This is a genomic window from Paenibacillus tyrphae, assembly GCF_000722545.1.
GTDB classification, from domain to species: Bacteria; Bacillota; Bacilli; order Paenibacillales; family NBRC-103111; genus Paenibacillus_G; species Paenibacillus_G tyrfis.
Genome location: NZ_JNVM01000017.1, coordinates 202001 through 220880 on the forward strand (window position 1 = coordinate 202001; position 18880 = coordinate 220880).

At 56.8% G+C, this 18880-nt stretch carries 13 protein-coding genes; 3 read left to right on the forward strand and 10 right to left on the reverse strand.

The window, feature by feature from the left end:
• Window positions 1-56 precede the first annotated feature (56 nt).
• On the reverse strand, window positions 57-569 hold the full coding sequence (locus ET33_RS21370) for a TlpA family protein disulfide reductase (RefSeq protein ID WP_036686414.1): 513 nt from the start codon (window positions 567-569) through the stop codon (window positions 57-59).
• A gap of 227 nt (window positions 570-796) precedes the next feature.
• Here ET33_RS21370 and ET33_RS21375 point away from each other — a divergent pair, with 227 nt between their 5' ends.
• On the forward strand, window positions 797-1270 hold the full coding sequence (locus ET33_RS21375) for a hypothetical protein (protein WP_036686417.1): 474 nt from the start codon (window positions 797-799) through the stop codon (window positions 1268-1270).
• A 248-nt stretch (window positions 1271-1518) separates the two neighbouring features.
• Here the strand turns inward: ET33_RS21375 and ET33_RS21380 are convergent, their stop codons facing one another.
• From ET33_RS21380 to ET33_RS21405, 6 genes are all read right to left on the reverse strand, one after another.
• Window positions 1519-2001: a GyrI-like domain-containing protein gene (locus tag ET33_RS21380; RefSeq protein ID WP_036686419.1), complete on the reverse strand. Its 483-nt coding sequence runs from the start codon at window positions 1999-2001 to the stop codon at window positions 1519-1521.
• A gap of 97 nt (window positions 2002-2098) precedes the next feature.
• The gene (locus tag ET33_RS21385) at window positions 2099-3025 is read right to left on the reverse strand and encodes a helix-turn-helix transcriptional regulator (protein WP_235206778.1); all 927 of its coding nucleotides are present in this window, start codon (window positions 3023-3025) and stop codon (window positions 2099-2101) included.
• A gap of 128 nt (window positions 3026-3153) precedes the next feature.
• On the reverse strand, window positions 3154-4413 hold the full coding sequence (locus ET33_RS21390; protein ID WP_051775507.1) for an alpha-L-fucosidase: 1260 nt from the start codon (window positions 4411-4413) through the stop codon (window positions 3154-3156).
• A gap of 114 nt (window positions 4414-4527) precedes the next feature.
• Window positions 4528-6060, reverse strand: a complete 1533-nt coding sequence (locus ET33_RS21395; protein WP_036686423.1) for a type 2 periplasmic-binding domain-containing protein — start codon at window positions 6058-6060, stop codon at window positions 4528-4530.
• Window positions 6061-6150: 90 nt separating this feature from the next.
• Complete coding sequence (locus ET33_RS21400; protein ID WP_036686424.1) at window positions 6151-7032, reverse strand: carbohydrate ABC transporter permease; 882 nt, start codon at window positions 7030-7032, stop codon at window positions 6151-6153.
• A gap of 1 nt (window position 7033) precedes the next feature.
• Complete coding sequence (locus ET33_RS21405) at window positions 7034-8029, reverse strand: ABC transporter permease (RefSeq protein WP_036686426.1); 996 nt, start codon at window positions 8027-8029, stop codon at window positions 7034-7036.
• Between the two features lie 331 nt (window positions 8030-8360).
• Between ET33_RS21405 and ET33_RS21410 the strand changes: the two genes are divergently transcribed.
• On the forward strand, window positions 8361-9761 hold the full coding sequence (locus ET33_RS21410; protein ID WP_036686428.1) for a TraB/GumN family protein: 1401 nt from the start codon (window positions 8361-8363) through the stop codon (window positions 9759-9761).
• A 66-nt stretch (window positions 9762-9827) separates the two neighbouring features.
• Here ET33_RS21410 and ET33_RS21415 read toward each other — a convergent pair whose 3' ends face one another.
• Window positions 9828-10196 carry a VOC family protein gene (locus ET33_RS21415; protein WP_036686431.1) on the reverse strand — a complete coding sequence of 123 codons (369 nt, stop codon included), beginning with the start codon at window positions 10194-10196 and terminating at the stop codon, window positions 9828-9830.
• Between the two features lie 162 nt (window positions 10197-10358).
• Here ET33_RS21415 and ET33_RS21420 point away from each other — a divergent pair, with 162 nt between their 5' ends.
• The gene (locus ET33_RS21420; protein ID WP_036686433.1) at window positions 10359-11075 is read left to right on the forward strand and encodes a TetR/AcrR family transcriptional regulator C-terminal domain-containing protein; all 717 of its coding nucleotides are present in this window, start codon (window positions 10359-10361) and stop codon (window positions 11073-11075) included.
• 41 nt (window positions 11076-11116) lie between these two features.
• Here the strand turns inward: ET33_RS21420 and ET33_RS21425 are convergent, their stop codons facing one another.
• Window positions 11117-13438, reverse strand: a complete 2322-nt coding sequence (locus tag ET33_RS21425) for an AraC family transcriptional regulator (RefSeq protein ID WP_036686435.1) — start codon at window positions 13436-13438, stop codon at window positions 11117-11119.
• Between the two features lie 136 nt (window positions 13439-13574).
• Window positions 13575-18674 (reverse strand): polysaccharide lyase family 8 super-sandwich domain-containing protein, encoded by a 5100-nt coding sequence (locus ET33_RS36540; RefSeq protein WP_051775492.1) that lies wholly within the window; start codon window positions 18672-18674, stop codon window positions 13575-13577.
• Window positions 18675-18880: the final 206 nt, after the last annotated feature.

Here is an 18880-nt window from a genome sequence, read left to right on the forward strand (position 1 = left end):
AGTCGCCCTCTCTTCAGCTCGGAAAAGGCTGAAAGAGGGCGATTCGTCGTTTCGTTTTAACGCTGCAGCAGCGCCGTTATTTTTTTCTCAAACGTGGCGTAGTCGGCAGCACCAGTAATTTTATCCGCGATCATGCCGCTGCGGTCCACCAGATACGTTGTCGGAATCGGCACGATACGGTACGCCTGAGCCGTCTCCGCCCGTTCATCGAGCAGCACCGGAAACGGCAGACCATGCTCCGAGACGAACGCCCGGACGGATTCGATCTGGTCCTTGGCCGTAATGTTGACCGCCACCAACTCAACTTGGTCCTGATACCGCTCATACAGCCGGACCAGCGCCGGAGCCTCCGCTTTGCACGGCTCGCACCACGATGCCCAGAAATTAATGATCAGCGGCTTGCCGCGAAATTGCTCCGACGTATACGTTTGTCCGTCCAGCGCCGGGAGTGTAAAAGCGGGCGCCTGAGCCCCAATCTTCGCCGCCGTCCCGGGACGAGCCGGGAGCTTGGAATACAGCACCAAGGATACCAGCGCGATCAGAAGGAGCAGCATCCCTTTTCTTTTCATCGTTTCACCGTCCGTCCTTCTCCTGCTTGTCCCCTTTATTGTACCGGGCGAATGTTTTCCGAATGTCAACAAGGGGATTTGTGAAAGAACGATCTGAAATGGTAGAATCAGGTTGTTCATGCAATTTATACGGGAGCTTCTATGAATAGGTTTCGTCGCTGCCTGCGGTTTACTGAGGCTTTGTGCAAAAAGAGTTTCCATCGTATAGAGAAGGAGCGGAAAAACAAATGAAAAAACTTTTACCCTTGGTCTTGTGCCTCTTTTTGGCCGGATCGACAGCGGCTTACGCCTACCAGCCCCAAAACGATCCACCAGGCATAAGGAACAAGTCGAATGACGTTATGGATTATTTTTCTGTTGAAACCTCGAAAGAGGGCAGCTTCTTCTTTACATCCGGGGACGGAAAAGAGGATCTGAAACCTAGTGTAGACGGTTCGATTTATCGGGTCGTGATCAGTTCAAACGTGAATGCCGTCTTTACAGCTGTGTTCCCGAACGGCTCGGAGCAAGCCTTTGAAATGGACAAATCCCACAACGGATACCTGGTCATTCCGGTCGAGTCCGGCGTCAAGTCGCTGAAAATTAAAGTTGGAACGGACGGATCGCGAACGGTCAAGGCCAACTTGCACCAGTATCGCGTACATACGGAAAAAAATAATTTCATTTTCAATTATAAAAAATGGAAGAAGAAAACGAGGTAAGTTAACCGTAAAAGGACTAAAAAAAGGGAACCGTCACACGGTCCCCTAGAGTGTTGAGAAAGAGGTTTTTAAAGAAAATAGAGATACATACGGAGGTGGGGTATCTGCTGGAGGAGCGTGAGCGTTCGCCTTTGTCTGCTGGAAATATCCGCTACTAAGCGGCTTCAAATATAGATTTCCTGCAGACAAGAGCGACCGGAAGTAGATGCCCCACCCCCTCGTACACCTCTATTGACATTCCAGCCGGATCAGGCCTCGCGCACCGCCACATAAATCTCGACCTCGGCATCGCCAGGATCGAAGCCGCGCGCATCGTATACTTCGAAGTCGCCCGTATAAGCGCGCTCGTACGAAGACGTCTCGAACCATGCCCAGATGCGCTGCCACGCCTCGGTCACGACGCGAGCCACGGGGCCCCGCTCACTTTTGAACACGACGTACCGCGCCTCCGGAACCGCCTCTACGGCCAATCCTTCCGGCGCCGCCTCCTTCGCCCACGCATGCCCGATCAACACCGTGTAAGCACCGTTCACGTCGCTCTCATAATTTGTGTACAACACGTAGGTCAAATGCGGCTCGCTTAGCCCGTCGATCCGGGACAAGTTCGCAGCGAAAAAATCGTTCCACAGCCGCGGAATCGCCCCGTCCGGGCCGGTTTCGCGCTGATTCGTCGTTCGGGCGCTCACGCCGACAAGGTTCATTGCGGGTTTGGAAGCAAAGCTGGTTTCCATAGGTTCGTCCTCTTTTCATCGTATAGTTGCCATCGGTCATCGTGATGTTCTGTAACTTTCATTCTTAGTATACGATGCAAAATTGGACAGCACCCTGTCATAGTTCCGCGTACTGCGCGATAATCTTTTTCGCTCGCTCCCTGAGCTCCCTCGCCATAAACGCCGGCTCGTCGATTATCACCTTGTCCCCAAAGCTGAGCATCCAGCCGTAAAACCACTCGTTCGCCGGATAGCTGCCGCGGATACGAATCGAACCGTCCGGCAGCCGCTCCGCCTGCTCCGTCGGAAACGTATCCTCCACCCGGTCGCGGACTTCCGGCCGAAAGGTCAGCACCACCTCGGAGGCGCCGGACTCCGACCATTCCGGCTGCCAGGAATACGAGTCCAGGGCCGGCGCCGGACGCGGCTCGAAACGCTCCTCCGTCACGCGTAGCTCCTGAACCCGGGACAACCGGAACACGCGAAATTCGCCCCGCAGCGTGCAGTAGGCATGCAAGTACCACAGGTAGCCTTTCAAGATCAGGCCGATCGGCTCCACAGTCCGTTCGGTTCCCGTTCCCTCCAGATTCGTGTAGCGAAACGTAACCGTACGACGCTCCCCGATCGCAGTTCTTAGCGCCTGAACCCTCGCCCTTGCCGACGCGCTCTGCCCCCACGGATTGAAGTCGAATGTCAGCGGCGCTCCGCCCTGCTCCAGCAGCTCCCGCTCCGTCGGCTGCAGCATCGTTTTTACTTTTTCCAAAAGATTGGAAATCGACTGATCGTCGAACGCCGTACGTATGCCTTGGACAGCAGCCAGCATGGACAACAGCTCGTCCAGAGCCAGAAATTGACGACTGATCGTAAACTGCTCCATTATCTCAAAACCGCCGGTCGTCCCCTGATGCGTGACGATCGGAATGCCCGCCAGACTTAGCGCCTCGATATCGCGGTAAATCGTCTTGGTGGATACCTCAAACCGGTCGGCCAATGCTTTGGCGCTAAGCCTTTTTCGATTCAGCAGCAGCACGGTGATCGCCAACAAACGATCCGTTCTCAGATGCTCCGCCCTCCCGCCACGTCCTTACGGGGAGCTGCCATCGTTCGTCAACAGCCCCTCCGTTGCCTTTTACGAACATTATAACAGAAAGAACCGGCTGAGGCCGATGACATCTACATATTCCGTTCCTCTCCGGAAACGCAATAAACGGACATTGAGCGGATTTTCGGCACGGCGGCGCTGTCCAACACGTTCAGACGAATCCGGTCCGTACGGACCGGAGCAAACCGGTCGATCTTCTTATGGCCGACCGCGCTGCCTCTTACGAGCTCAATCCACCGTCCGTCCAGCATCGCTTCCAGCGAATATTCCCGAATGTGCTCGCCATACCGGATGTCTTCCATAAGCACCGCATGATCCAGCTCCATAGGCTCGTCCAGCACCAATTCCGCTATGCCTTCTATACCCTGCACTTCGGCAAGCGATTTGCCAAAACGGCGGCGGATTTCCTCCCCGAACGCCAGTACGCGCTCCACGTCCGCCTCCGGCAGCAGCCCTCGCCGATCCGGAGATACATTCAGCAGCAGCGTCGCTCCATGCCCAACCGAGCGGTAATACACGTCCATGAGCTCCTCCAGGCTCAGCAGGCGGGCTTCGTCGTCCGGATGCCAGAACCAGTGATTCCTGCGGATCGGCACGTCGCACTCGGCTGGCAGCCAAGCCGGCGTCTCCGGCAGCCAGTTCACGGCCGTCTCGGTGAACATGCTGACTCGGGCCGTCTCGGCCGTGTTCCAGCACGGATACGGCGCGACGCCGTCCTCGTTCCCGACCCACCGGATCGTCGGGGCCCCCATGTTGAAAATCATCGCGTCTGGCTGATGCCGTTTGACGAGTGCGATGATGCGCGGCCAATCGTACTCCCGCCCTTCGGACCCGGCTCCGTCGAACCACACCTCGACGAGCGGCCCGTACTGCGTCAGCAGCTCGGTCAGCTGCTCGGCGTAGAAGTCGTCGTAAGCGGCGCGATCCCGATAGCTGGCCGCATTCCGGTCCCACGGCGATACATAAATGCCGAATCCGAGCCCCTCGCTTCGGCAGGCCTCCGCACAAGCGCGCACGACATCGCCTTTTCCGTCAAGCCACGGGCTCGACTTCACCGAATAGTCGGTTGTCCGGGTCGGCCACAGGCAGAAGCCGTCATGGTGCTTCGCCGTCAATATAAAATAGCGGAACCCGGCCTGCTTCGCGGTCCTTACCCACTGGACGGCGTCCAGCGCTGTCGGACGGAACCGCTCGGGCGAGTCCGAACCGTCGCCCCATTCCTGATCGCAAAACGTATTGATGCCAAAATGGCAAAACATCCCAAGCTCCATATCCTGCCAACGGAGCTGCTGCTCCGTCGGTACGGCTAACTGTGGCTCATGCTTCATCATGCCGTAATCTCCTTCCGCTTCTTCAAAATTTTTGGGCAACCTCGCAGCCAAGCCCGCTCTGCACTCCGTTGGAAGTACAGGCGGGCTTGATGGCGTTGTTCGTTCCTCTGCGGATTACTTCTGACCCTTGGCTTTAAAGCTGTCGTTCATTTCCTTGATGTGGCTTTGATAGCCCGGGTCGTCTTTCATCGTCTTGACGAATTTATCCCAATCGTCGATCGTCGATTTGCCGATAATGACGTTGATCATCATATCGTTGATCTTTTTGTTCCAGTCAGCTCCCTTTTCCTTGAACGGCGCCGATTTCGGCAGCCCGAACTCCGGATTCGGCTCGGATTGTCCCGCGATCGTATCAACCAGCTTTTTATTGTATTCGAGAATGTCGGACGGCATGCCCGGCGCGCTGGCGCGCAAATACTTGTTGTAATAGCCGGTTACCCATTGGCCCGTAGAGTCGCCCGAATAGCCTTTCTTCTTGCCATCTTCCGTTTGCGTGACCGCACCCTCCGCGCCGATGGTGAAGTCCGTATCTTTGATGCCGTACGTTCCCAGATTGTAGCCTTCCTCGGTAGCGGTATAGTCGTACACTTCCAGAATGCGCTTCAGCTTCTCTTCGCTTACTTTCTTGCTGACGAGGAATTGGCCGTAGTAGCCTATAGCCTGCTCGTAATGCGCTTTGCCGTCCGCAGCTTTCGGAATCTCATAGGCCACCAAGTTGGCGTTCGGGTTCGCTTTTTTCAAGTCTTGATTGAATTTATAGGCGTCGGAGACGTTCGTGATCGCCGCACCGGCTTTTCCTTGAACGAGCATGTCGCGCACCTGCTGGCTCTTCATGACCGGCAGATCCGGCATGATGCCTCCGGATTGGAACGTTTTGTTCCAGAACTGCATCGCCTCTTTCGCCTGCGGCGTCATCCAGTTCGGGGTGATGCTGCCGTCCGCTCCTTTCTGCCAGCCCGTTCCCGCGCCGAACATACTGATCAGATAACCGGCCGGGCCCGGCGAACCGAAGAGCGCCAATCCGTACGTATCGGCTTTGCCGTTGCCGTCCGGGTCGTTCTTCGCGAAGGCCGTAAGCACGTTATACAGCTCATCCATTGTCTTCGGCGGCTGCATGCCGAGCTTGTCGAGCCAGTCTTTGCGCAGCACGAGCGCCTCGGAGCCATCCAGCGGACGCACCCTCGGCAGCGAATACAGCTTGCCTTTAATGGAGGCGTTATCAAAAACGTTTTGCGGATATTTGGATAAGTTCGGGTAATTTTTGATAAACGGCGTCAGTTCCCAGAACGCGCCTTTGTCGATCGCATTCAGGAAGCTCGGCGTCGTGTTGAAGTCCTCCACGAACATCACGTCGGTAATGTCGCTCGATGCCAGCAGCACGTTCAGCTTTTCCGTGATGTTGTTAGCCGGGATGTAATTGATTTTCAGATTGACGTTAAATTTCTCGCCGATCTTCTTGAGCCCTTCCAGCTCGCCGGTCGGCGCCGCGCTGAACGCGATCGTCGTGACGGTGATATCCATCGGCTTGCCAGATTTGCCGTCCCCTTGAGCTGCCGGAGCGTCGGACGGCTTCCCGCCGCAGGCGGCGAGCGAAGCGACCAGGGCAACCGATACGGCGCCCGCTGTGATTGTTTTCATCGTTTTCATTCAAGATGACCTCCCTTAAGTATGTTTCCGGATGCGAGGCGAATGTTCTTTTTATCGGCGAACGGCCGGACACGGTCAGACTAGAATGCATCAGCCTTTGACCGAGCCCACCATCATACCCTTGACAAAATACTTCTGCAAAAACGGATAAATCACAACGATCGGCAGCGAGGAGATGACGACGGCAGCCATTTTGATAACATCGGGCGGCACGGTCTGTTCGCTTTGGATCATGGCAGCAACGCTCGGATCGGCCACCTGCGTGGACGCCTGAATCAGCAGCAGTTGAAGCAGCACCTGCATCGGCCGCAGCGAGTCGTCGTTAATGTACAGCACCGCGCTGAAATACGTATTCCAGTACGCCACCGCAAAAAACAGTCCGAAAGCGGCCAGCGCCGGCAGCGACAGCGGCAGCATGACCCGGAAGAAGACGCCGATGTCCGAGCAGCCGTCGATGTTGGCGGCCTCCTCCAATTCGGCGGGCACGTCCTGATAAAAGTTCTTCATTAAGAACACGTACCAGGCCCCGGTCAGCACCGGCAGAATGAGCGCCCAGATCGTATTGGTAAGGCCCAAGCTGTCCACAAGCATATAGTTCGGAATCATCCCCGGCTGAAACAGCATCGTGAGCAAAATCGCCACGAGAAAAAACTGCTTGCCCTTGAGCCGTTTGCGCGACAGCACATACGAGAGGGAGCTGGTTACGACAAGACTGAGCAGGGTACCGACGACGGCCAGCACCGCGCTGATTCCCATCGACCGGATGAACGTTCCCGTCGACAAAATGTAACGGTACGAGTCAAGACTCCATTTTTCCGGAAAAATAACGACCGACTTCGTCACATACTCGTTCGCGTCGGTGAACGAGATGATCACCACATACAGAAACGGCAGCAGCGTCAGCAGCGAGATGACGGTCAACAGCATGTAATTCGCCGCTTGAAAAAAACGGTAAGAGGCCGATGCTTTCATGTTAGTAGAGCCCCTCCTCTCCGAAACGCTTCGCGAGACGGTTGGCCGCAACGACGAGGATAAGGCCGACGACGGATTTAAAGACGCCGACAACGGTTGCATAGCCGAACCGGCCGTTCAGGATGCCTACGCGGTAGACGTAGGTGTCGAACACGTCAGCTACGCTGGATACCGGAGCGCTTGCCATCAGGTAAATTTGCTCGAAGCCGACCTCCAGCACTTGTCCGAGCCGCAGAATGAACAGTACGATGATCGTGCTGCGGATGCCTGGCAGCGTAATGTTCAGCATCTGCTTCCAGCGGTTCGCCCCGTCGATCTGGGCCGCTTCGTATAGCTCCTGGTTAATCGCTGTAAGCGCCGCAAGGAAAATAATCGTCCCCCAGCCCGCTTCCTTCCAGATGCTCTGCGCGGTCAGCATGAGCCAGAAGCCGTCCGGATTCGTCAAGAAAGCAATCGATTTGCCCCCGGATTCCGTAATCAATTGGTTGACTGCGCCGGTGCCTTGGCTGAGCAGCAGGAAGCAGATGCCCACAATGACGACCCAAGACAAAAAGTGAGGCAAGTAAATAACCGTTTGCACGAATTTCTTAAAGAACAGCATGCGCACTTCATTCAGCAGCAGCGCCAGCACGATCGGCATCGGGAAGAAAAATAAGATGTTCATGAAGCTGATCCCCATCGTGTTGCGGAACAAAATCCAGAAGTCGGGGTTCGAGAAAAACTCTTGGAAATATTTGAACCCTACCCATTCGCTGCCCCAGAAGCCGCTCCAAGGCGAATAATCCTTGAAAGCCAGAGCCAATCCCCAGATCGGGAAATATTTGAATACGAGAAAAAACAGCAATCCCGGCGCCGCGAGCAAGTATAAGCCTTTGTCTCTTCGCAAAGCGACCGCCCATTCCTTGATGAAGCCGTTTGTCTTCGGCCCGGCTCCGTTCTTCCGCAAGCCGGTCGGAACGTTCGTACCGCGAACCGCTTCCGTTTCGGATGAACCCATGCTTCCACCTCCTGCGTAGTCAGATCAATCCGTCTTCGATCGAATATGTCTGCATCGTACAGCGAAGCGGAGGTGGCGGCAAGGCGCAATTCTTGGAACGGTAATCGGGCAAAAAAGGAGCATCGCCCCTCGCGCTAGAAGCCGAAAAGACGCGCCGATGCACGATTTACGCACGTCATGCCCACTTCTTATCTTCGCCGGCAATACAAAAAATGAGCATGACCGCAGTCCGCATTTTCCTCCCCATGGTTGAGTTTCCCAGCTGAAAGGTCTATAATCAGTACTGCTTTCATCTATGATTCTACTACATACATCTAGGAGGCAACATCGCATGAAATCTGGAACATGGAACAAGTGGAAACGCGGCCTGGCCGGGGGCTTGCTCGCCGTCACCACAATGCTCGGAACCGTCGTACCCGCACTGGCAAACGAAGCGCCGCAGACTGCGCCTCAAATCAGTCCATGGTCGATGGGCGTACTGAACGAAGGGGAAAAATACGGTATTTTCCCGCTGTCTTGGTACTATGACGGAACCTTTCAAAAACCGATCGCTCATGATAGATTTCAATCGTTAGTTCAAGCGGCCGGAGTGAAGCTGGATGCGCTGGGATTAAGCAAAAAGGGCGAGTTCACGCTGCCATCGGGAACCGCAACGATCACTAGAGACACGGTTCTCCAAGCTTTGTTCGGTTTGTTAAAGCAGTACGAGCTGCCGGCAGCCTTCGAGATGGATAAGGACGCTGCGCCGATTGCATATTTGCAGAAGAAAGGCATTGTTCAAGGAACGGGCAGCGGTCTGGAGCTGGATCAACCGTGCACCGTCGAGCAGGCGGCCGTGCTGGCCAGCCGGGTCATCGAATATGCCTACGAAACCGCCGACGGCGGGGCCAAAGGGCTTTTCTGGAAAGTAACGAAGGGCAACAATACGATGTATTTGTTCGGATCGATTCACCTGGGGATTCCGGAGATGTATCCGCTGCGGAAAGAGGTCAAGGATGCCTTCCAATCGTCCGACGCGCTCCTGGTCGAAGTAAATCTCATGCCGGACGACACGGCCGGATTGGAGTATTTTACCGGTCTGACGAGCTATAACGACGGCACGACGCTGAAGGATCACGTATCCAAAGAAACGTACGAGAAGCTGGATCGCGTGACCGACCAATTGAAGCTGCCGAAACAAGCCTTCGATCAGCTTAAGCCTTGGGTAATCACCTCCAACCTGTCCCTTACGGCGCTCATGAAATCTCCAGAGGAGTTGGCTCAAGCGACCACTTTGGGTGTCGATATGCACTTCCTGTCCAGCGCCAAGCTGACCGGAAAACCGGTTCAAGAGCTGGAAGGGTTCAAGCTGCAAGGCGATGTACTGAGCAGCGCTTCTCCGCAAGAACAGGAAAATGAATTGAACGCGGTGCTGGACCAGCTGTTAACGCCTGACGCCAATGCTCCGGATATGGCTGCACAGTTCAAGCAGTGGCAGCAGCTGTGGGCCAAGGGAGACTTGGACGGCTTCAGCCAATCCTTCTCCGCTTCACAGCAGTCTACCCAAAGCGGGATGACTCAAAGGCTGCTCGGGGAACGGGACAAGAACATGACGAAAAAACTGGCGGAATTGCTGGAGAAAGACGGTAAAGCGACCTATTTCGTCGTCATCGGTGCGGCGCACTATGCGGTGAAAGATATGGTTCTCGATCAATTGAAGCAAAAAGGCTACGACGTGCAATTTATTAAATAACAATAGGCGATAAAAGTGCCGCCCCGGATCGAAGTGCATTCGATACAGGGCGGCTTTTGCTATTCGTCATTCAGATTCGCGAAAGAAAGACGTGACTTCAAACAGCACGCCGCCCAGAGCCGTAAAATACAAGGTGTAGCCGCCTCTCATTTTTCTGGGGCCGTGCTCCGTAGGAATATTGGCGGTAGCAAGCTTGGCATGGAACTCATCTACCTCGGCCATCGTTTCAACATAAAATCCGATGTGGAAATCCTTCGGGTAAGTTACGGTTTCTTCACCAAAACGGCTCAAAACCAAGGTGAAGCCCTCTCCATCGCTCATCACGGCGAGAGCGTCGCCTTTCTGGTCGAGCAATTGAAAGCCGAATAAGCGCTGGAAGAAATCCGTTGCTTCGGATAGATCGTTGACACAAAGATTCAAGTGGTTGAATTTCATAAAGTTGCCTCCTTTATAACTTTGACTTTTCTGCAGTCCAGAATATGTATCTTATCGCAGGTATTCATCAGAATCACCTTTCAATCTAAATATATTAGATTAATCTAATAGTGTTAGAATAATCTAATATGGTATACTTGTCAACGGAAAGGGTGAATTCTCATGGCTAGGAAAAGGATCTCTCCCCCGGACTCCATTCTGGGTTGGCCGGAGGCAGAAGCTGCGCATGTTCCGCTCGACCGTGTTCGTATTCTTCAAACCGCGCTGCAGGTGCTGGATGAGATCGGCCTGAAGGAACTCAGCATGCGCAAAATCGCAGACAAGCTGCAGGTCAAAACCGCCTCCTTATACTATCATTTCAAAGATAAAGAACAGTTAATGCAATTGCTTTCGGATAAAATCAGCGGGGAAATGGTTTGGCCGGAGGCGTCGCTTCCATGGAAAGAGCAAGTTTTGCAATGGGGAATTCAGTTCAGGAAAGTTCTTCTTCAGCACCGGGATGCGGTAGAGCTGTTCAATCTTACCATCGGGGTGGGCTATCAGCGTCTAACGCAAATCGAAAAGCTCTATCAGCTCTTCGTCTCGGCGGGCTTCGCCGACCCTCAAATTCCGTGGATCGCGTCCATGCTGAAAAACTATGTGCTGGGATTCGTCGCCGAAGAGAGCCGGCTTCACGCTTTTGCAGGGGATGAAGATCAAGCTTCGTTTGAAGCAATGGGCGAGCAGTACAGCCGGTTTTTTCGCCAATTGCCGGAGGAGCAATTCCCCAATACGATCCGCCTGGCCTCTCATATTACGAATACGGATTGGGAGAAGGAGTTTTCTTTTGGCTTTAGCGTATTGATCGAAGGCTTTTCAACCAAACTGCCGCAGGAGTAACGCTTAAACAACCTTTCAACAAAAATAAAACAGGTCCGGCTTTACGCCGAACCCGTCTCGCGGAACTGACCGGGCGTTTGCCCGGTTTGTTTTTTGAATACGCGGATGAAATTTTTCGGCTGGTAGCCGACGCTTTCCGCCACCTCGGCGACGGACAGACCGGTGGTCTGCAGCAGCGTCTTGGCACGGTCGATGCGGTAGGCCGTCAAATATTCGATGAACGACACGCCTATGATCCGCTTGAACAGCTTGCTGAAATAAGGCGGGCTGAGTCCGCAGCGCTCGGCGACTTGATCCAGCGACAGATCGATATGATGATTCGCCTCGATATAAGCGATCGCGGTCTCGAACGTCCGCTCGTATTCCTGATGATGCCTTTGCTGCACCTTCCGGGCAATCGGACGAATCAGCCGCTCCCGGAACCAGTCGTTCAGCTCTTGGATCGAATGCACGTTCTTGATCTGCACGTACAGGTCAGTTTCGTCGCCGGTCCCGTCCGCGCTTTCCTTAAGCGACAGATTGAGCAGGAAGACAACCCGAAGCGCGGCGGTGAGGAGCTGGTAATAGGCCGTCCGAATCCGCTCCGTCTCCCGCAGCGTCTCCTGGGCATAGGCGGCGAACTGCTCAAGCTGCAGCTCCGCTTCCGCGGCGTCGCCGTTGCGCAGCGCCTGCTCCAGCCCCGCTTCGATCTCGAACGGGTACGGGTAGGACTTGGCTTCGCCGGCGTCCCCGTCCCCGCTGCGAATGACTTGACCGGTCCCGGCCCAGAACCGGGAGCGGATCGCCATCACCGCCTGCGCGAACAGCCTTGGCATGCCGCCCGGCGCCCCCGGCCCGTCCCCAAGCCCCGCCGTGACCGGCAGCTTCAAGTAGTCGGCCAGTACGGTACGCAGCCCCGCGGCTAATTCCTGCACCTGCGCAAACCATGCCGCAGGGTCCTCCGTGTCTTCCCAGAGCCAGACGGCAATCTGATCGTTCAGCAGGTTCACGACCATGCCGCTTGCGCCCTGCTGCGCGAGTACGTCCTGCGCAATATTTTTCATCGTAAATACGATCAATTCCTTGTCGCTTTCCCGGAAGCGGCTGCTGCCGTCCGGCGACTGATCGTAAGCAAGCGCAAAAACAGCGTGCATGTGCTGATAAGGCACGGCGTACCGTTCGAACAGAACCGGAAGCTGCTCCGACGTATAATGCGCGTAATGCCCCTGCAGCCACTGCAGCGCGAACGCCTCGCGGATGGCCGGCAGCTGCCGGTTGAGCTGCGTCTGCAGACGGGTTGTCGCCTGGTTCAGCTCCGCCCACCGGCTCTGCACGTAGCCGATCTCGTCGGCCAGCAGCTCCTCGTCCCGGTTCCCACGCACCAGTGAAACCAGATGCTCGATCGGCCGGTACAGCCGCTTCGTGCTCCAAGCCGTCGCCGCTGCGCCCAGCAGCAGAAACACCAGCACGATAGCCACGGTGATGACGGCGATGCCGCGGGATTTGGCGTTCAGCTCCTGCAAAGGCACCATATCGAGGTACGTCCAGCCGTTGAACGAAGAATGGAGGGCGGTCACCAAATAATCGCGCCCTTCCCAAGTGAAGGAGAAGGCGCGCCCGGGATGCTCTCCCACCTGCTCATACAACCCCTGAGGAGCGGGATGCCCAGCCGACGAGACGACCTCCCGGCCTTCCTCGTTCAAGATGAACGAAAGCTCGCCCGGGTAAGCGGAAAATCTTGTCATATTTTCCTGAAGGAACGACGGATTCAGCTGCAAAAGCAGCAGGCCGATCGGCTCCGAGGCTTGGAAAGGTACCTGACACACGAGCGTCACGCCCACCTGTCCACCGGGGGCATCCCCCATAAACCGGAACGTATCGTTGCTCCAGTACATCGCTTCACGGGAAGCAAGCAGGCCTTGCAGCTGCCGGCGATCCTCCTCTCCGGCTACCTTATGTCCGCCTTGATCCGGTGACACCAGATAATCGTCTTCGGCAATATACATGACAATACGGCTAATCTCGGCGTTGCTATTTTGAAGAGAAGATAAATTTTGGAATAAATTGGAGTAAAATCCGGCGTAGTTCGCCCATTTCTGCTCCGTCAGGTTGCCGTTGAAAAACGACCCGAGCAGCATCTGGAGCGCATTGCTGCGGACCCGCTGCAGCGCCGTATCGATAGAGTACGAAGCGTGGTTCAAGACGCGGGCGTTAGCTTGGTCCACTTCCTCGCGGATCGCGGACGACGAAAACCAATAGCTGGAGAACCCGACAAAGATGACGGGGAAGATCGAGGCAAAAAGCGATACGGCAAGCATGCGCCGCAGCATCGACTTGCGAAACGAAGCAAACGGGTTCCGTATGCGGAAATAGGTGCGTTTCATGGTGTGTAACTCCCCCTCGCTTTCTCCACTTTAGTCTAATGCGTCGCCCGGCCATTTGGCAAGACCACAGGCGCACCGGTCAAAAAGACACGGCGCGCCCGCATGGATGGCTTTCTATGGTCCTGTCCGGCAAGCGCTACTTCCCCTGCACCTCGGTTGCCGTGATCATGTGCAGCAGCACTTGAGCGACTTCGGCGCGTGCCGCGTGAACTTGCGGAGCAAGCCTGTCTTCCGCCTGCCCCTGCAGGAAGCCGAGCTCAACCGCCTGCCGCACCGCATCCTTCGCCCAAGCGGAGATTTGTCCGGCGTCGCGGTAGGCCGCAAGCCGCTGCGCATCCGGCGCTGCCGCTTTGCCGCCCTGGAAAGCGTAAGCCCGCATTAGCATGACGGCCATTTGCTCCCGGGTGATCGGTTCGCCCGGGACAAACGACGTGCCCGTCACCCCGTCGACGACTCCCGCTTCATGGACAGCCGCAATCGCGTCCGCATACCACGCCTTCGGGTCCACATCGTGGAAAGGCATCCCCGACAGGCTTGCTTTCAGTCCAAGGACGCGAACGAGCATGGTGGCAAATTCCGCACGCGTCGTCGCTCCTTGGGGGTTGAATTCGCGTTCCGTCACGCCGCTGACGATATGCTTGGACGCCATCACCTTCAGCGTGCGGTACGCCCAATGATCCTCCGGCACATCCGCAAACGATTTGTCGTAATCCAGTACGGCAAACGTGCAGCAAGCCGTAACGGCGGCCGACACCGTACCCGTCGCTTTATCGACCTTCGCCCCGACAAAATCCCATGTCTTCGACGTTTCGTTATAGGCGTAAATGCCCAGCCGGTCCGGATCGGCTGTCCGGGCGGCATCGTAAGGCAGCTTGAGCACGACCGGCGCAGTGAACTTCTCCGGACGGAAAACCGGTTTGTTTGGCGCAACCGCGCTGATTTGCAGCTCATACACCGTCCCCGCCAAGCGCAGCTCCGACGACGGGTCGGGCTTGGCCGCATTCGGCGCGAGTGCTTGCTCTGCCGCTGAACGCAGACGCAGCACAATCCGCGCGTCCGCCGTATCCGAAGGCAGGCTGCCGCTCACTTGTGCCAGCACGGCGGACGGAATCGTGAGCGCCGCCTTGCCGATTTCCACTTCTAGCGGATTGTTCCGCAGCAAGGAGGCCGCTTGCGCCGGGAGCGCCAGTTCCAACGCCGATTCGTCCATACGCAGCGTCACTTTGCCATTCGCTGCCTGCCGCAGCTCCTCTTCCTTCACGACGACTGTCCCGGACTTTTTCGACGGATCGTTCGATCCCGTCGCAGCAGAGCCGGATGCTTCAGGCTGCGAAGTGGAACTCGGTGAAGACCCGGGCGTTGACGAGCCCGAGTTCGAGCCGGAATCCGAATCGGAACTCGAATCAGGCTTCGGCGATGGTCCGGGGCTTGGGCCGGGACCAGGCTCAGGCGTTGGGCCGGGCTCAGGCTTCGGCCCCGGGTCCGGTCCGGGACCCGGCTTCTCGGGCTCCGTGCCCACCGTAGTTACTGTCACGCTAGGTCCCCCGGCGCTCCAATTGCCCGCACCGTCCACCGCCTCGACGCGGAACATATACGCCGTATTCGGGGCCAAGCCCCGGATCACGGTCGAATACACGCTGCCGGCCACGGTAGCCGATTGACCGGCACCCCAGCCGACGCGGTATCCGGCTACGCCGTTGTCATCGGCGGCTGGCGTCCAAGTGAGCGTGACTTCGCCGCGGTTCAGTTCCGCCGCGGTCAGAGTACTGCCCGACGGCCACGTAGGAGCGGCCGTATCCGGCCGCTCCGTACGCAAAGTCGTTACCGTGACGCTCGGACCGTCTGTGCTGACGCGTCCGCCCGCATCCGCCACCTGTACGGCGAACGTATAAGTCGTGCCCGGCGCCAATTGGCGCACGTCATACCCGTAAGTGCTGCCGCTGACGCTGGCGATCGGGGCACCGTTCTGATAGATGCGGTATGTCGCATCGGTTACCGTGCTCGTCACCGCTCCCGTCCAGGTGAGGGATACGCCGGTTTCCGAGACGCCAGCGGCCCGCAGCGCGCCGCCCTCCCAATGCGGGACGAGCGGGTCGCGCAGCTTGATCGTGTGCGTCGCCCCTGCCGAACCGGCCACGTTGATCTGTACGACCAGCTTAGGCGACGTCTGAACGACCTGCACCGTGCTGTCCTGGCTTACCGGCACCAGCGAACCGCGGTTCAGCTCGACGGTAACCGACGATTGCTTCTGCGTCGGATCGGAGACGGAGAGCGTGATTTCTCCATTCCGCTCCTTCACCATCACGGATACCGGATTTCGCGCCGTCAGCGAGTCGATCGTCCCGGCCTGCCAGAAATTCGCCGCCGTGATCCCGAGCGACGGCTTTCGTACCGCCTGCACCTGAGCATTGTTCGCGAGAATCGACACCGGCGGCTGCGCGCTGTAGCTTTGGGTTGCCGCCGCATTCCGATTCGGCAGCAGGACGTAAGCGTAATCCGCGTTCACCGGCTTGACGCCGTGCGAGAATGCCAGACTTAAGTAATTGCGGGTGATCGGTGTCGCGCTGAACCCCGTATTGATATCCTTCCACGCTCCGGTGCGCGCTTCCCGCTTCACGGCCACATTCGCTCCGTTCGGGAAATAATATCCGATATCCGTCCCAGGAACGTTGCCTGTCAGATGCGCCCATTGGACCGTCCGATTGAGATCCGTGGTCTCCTTTGGCACGACAGCGCCGTCGATCGTCAGAATGTTGTCGTTCCCGTCCGTGAGCTTCCGGTTGTCGGCAATGGTCTCTACGGGATTGCTGCCTGTAGAGGTGATACCCGCGCCAAGCGCGACGATTTCGTCGTCGAGCAGGAACCATGATTTTTTGCCCTGCAGGTCGCTTCCGATGAGCTTCTTGAGCGTAAAGTCCATACCGACCGCGCTGTACAGGCCGTCCAGCGTAGAGCCGCCCACCCACGTTTGGGTGTTGGGATAGCTCGCCCAATCGGTCGCCGTCAGCGTTTTGCCGGAACCGTCCGTCGTTGTGCCCGGCAGCCGGAACGAGTCCACCGTCGGCCAAAAATCGTTGCGGTACTGCGTCTGATCGTCATTGTACAAATAGGTCATACCAACGCCCGTAAACCAGCCCTTCAGGTTCTCGCCGTTGCCCTTCTCGAACGAGGAGATCCGGTCGGAGAAGAGGCTGACGCCGAACAGGTAGCCGGGACGGAAATGAAACACTTTGTCCATGCCCGCCATGATCTGGCTTTTCACCAGCTCGCCCCGCGGCTGCACGCTTGGATCGTTCAACAATCCTTTCAGCAGCTTAATTTCATAAATCGACGAGGACGCCTGATAATAATTCGTCGTGATTCGATCCTTCGTAATCCATTCCTTAACCATGCTGCGGTAAGCAGCCGCTTTATCCGCCGGTGCGCCGTCGGACATGCGCAGGATGGTCATCATGAGACCCCTTGCGGAACCGGCGGTTTGCCGGGAAATGCCCCGCCCGTTCGTCATATCGAGTGCAAGCCCGTTATAGATGATCGGCTCGAAGCTTTGCGACACCCAATCGTACACGCTGTTCGTCCGCGGGTCCGTAATCGGCCAAGGCGAGCCGTTCAGCATGTAGCCCATATCCGCAGCGCCCTTCAGCCACACCCCGCCGTACCCTGCGGTATAAGCGATGTTCGTGTGCTGCACGAGCGAACCGTCGCGGTATACCCCGTCGCCGCTCGTCGTATAGACGAACTCGCTGCCGATCGCATCGCGGCCCTGTACGATTTTCGCGCCGTTCTTGCCGATCACGCCGCGAAGCGTAACGACCAGCGCTTTGTCCAAAAGGTTCGCGCCGTTCTGCTTCTTCCCTTTCACCCCGAGAACGGAGGAATAGATTGGGTCCGGACAAAACTGGTCGATCGCCCGTATGTACTGCTCCACCTGCGCCGGACTCAGATCGTCATACAGCAGCACCAGGATATCGTTAATGGTTTGAGCCGCCCCGATCTCCCAATCCCACCAGTTATCATACGGCGTTTTGTTCTCGTTGTACCGGTTCGCGTACATCCAGTCCATTGCCTCGACAAGATCCTTTTTCAGCGCAGGATTGTTGTACAAGGTCGAGTAAGGCGTCTTATAAGCAACCGCCATCGTTCTTAGGCGGGAGAAATTCGATGTCATCTGCGCGGAGACGGTCGTGCTGGCCAGATCGCTCCAGAGATATGTGCGCCCCGCCGCCGTGTTCAGCTTGTTCCAAAATCCGGTTTGCTCCGCATTGCTGACAGAGGAAGCCAGACTGTCCAGAAAATAGGCGTAGTCGGTATCCGCAGGGTCATAGCCGGTACCGCCCGTCAGCTTGTCCATCCATTTCAGCCGGATTGCATCATAGGCCTGCATCATCTGGGCACTTTCCACGCTGACGATCGATTGCGCCGACAAACGGCCGTCATCGGTCTGGGCGGTAATGGTAGCGGAACCTACCTTGCTACCCGTAACCAAGCCCGCAGCCGATACGGAAGCGACCGAAGCGTCGGATGACGACCAGAGTACCGTCACATCGGATGCCGCGCTGCTCGGCGTAACGACTGGAGTCAACTGCGCGGTTTTCCCCACTTCGACGGATACGCCGGTTGGCTCTAAGGCAAGACCGGTCGCCCCGGTCCACTCCGTGAGCGTCACATCGTCCACCCAAGCGGTGCCGGAAGCAAAATCGAAGATCGGCTCCACCACGACTTTATTCACGTTCGACGGAATCGACAGATACAGATCGTACGGCTGCCAATCGTTGGTTCCTTTTAATTTCGGCGTAAGCGGGCCGTCGCCGATTTTCGTACTGGAGTTAAGATATTGCGTCCGGACATACATGCCGCCGCTTCCGGCGTTCACGTTGTCCGTCTTCATCCACAAAGACAGCTTATAGCTTTTGTTCGGTGTGACGAGCGGCGATTGCGTAACGGAAGCCCGGTCCGATGTCGTGCTTCCGGACAGCTTCAGGGCCTTCGTACCACCGTGCGCTTGTGTTGAGTCCACAGCGAAGGCGCCACCGCCAACCTTGAATCCGCCTGTCCAATTGGACGGCGCTTTCCCTCCCGTCCACTTCCCGGAGCTGTCCGTGACAACGGTTTCAAAATCGCCGTTCAACACCAAACTTCCCGTAGCGGCCATCCCGATCCCTCCTCCTATCGGGACTAACCAGCCGGGCATCACTAATGCCAGGATCGTCAAAATTTTCACCATGTTCGTTTTCATTCCGGTCCCTCCCAGCGGCTTTCGGCCAAACGTCCCCCCAGTTCAAGCAGAACGCGCGGGACTCCGGCCGCTATTGCATCTCTATACTTACAGAAACGCCATCCGTTCGGCAAGGCTCAATTCTTGTAAATCCGCCCGGGCAAAAAATGTTCCCGGCTCTTCGCCGTAGCAGCAGCCATTTTCAAACGAAATAACTTAATATTCGG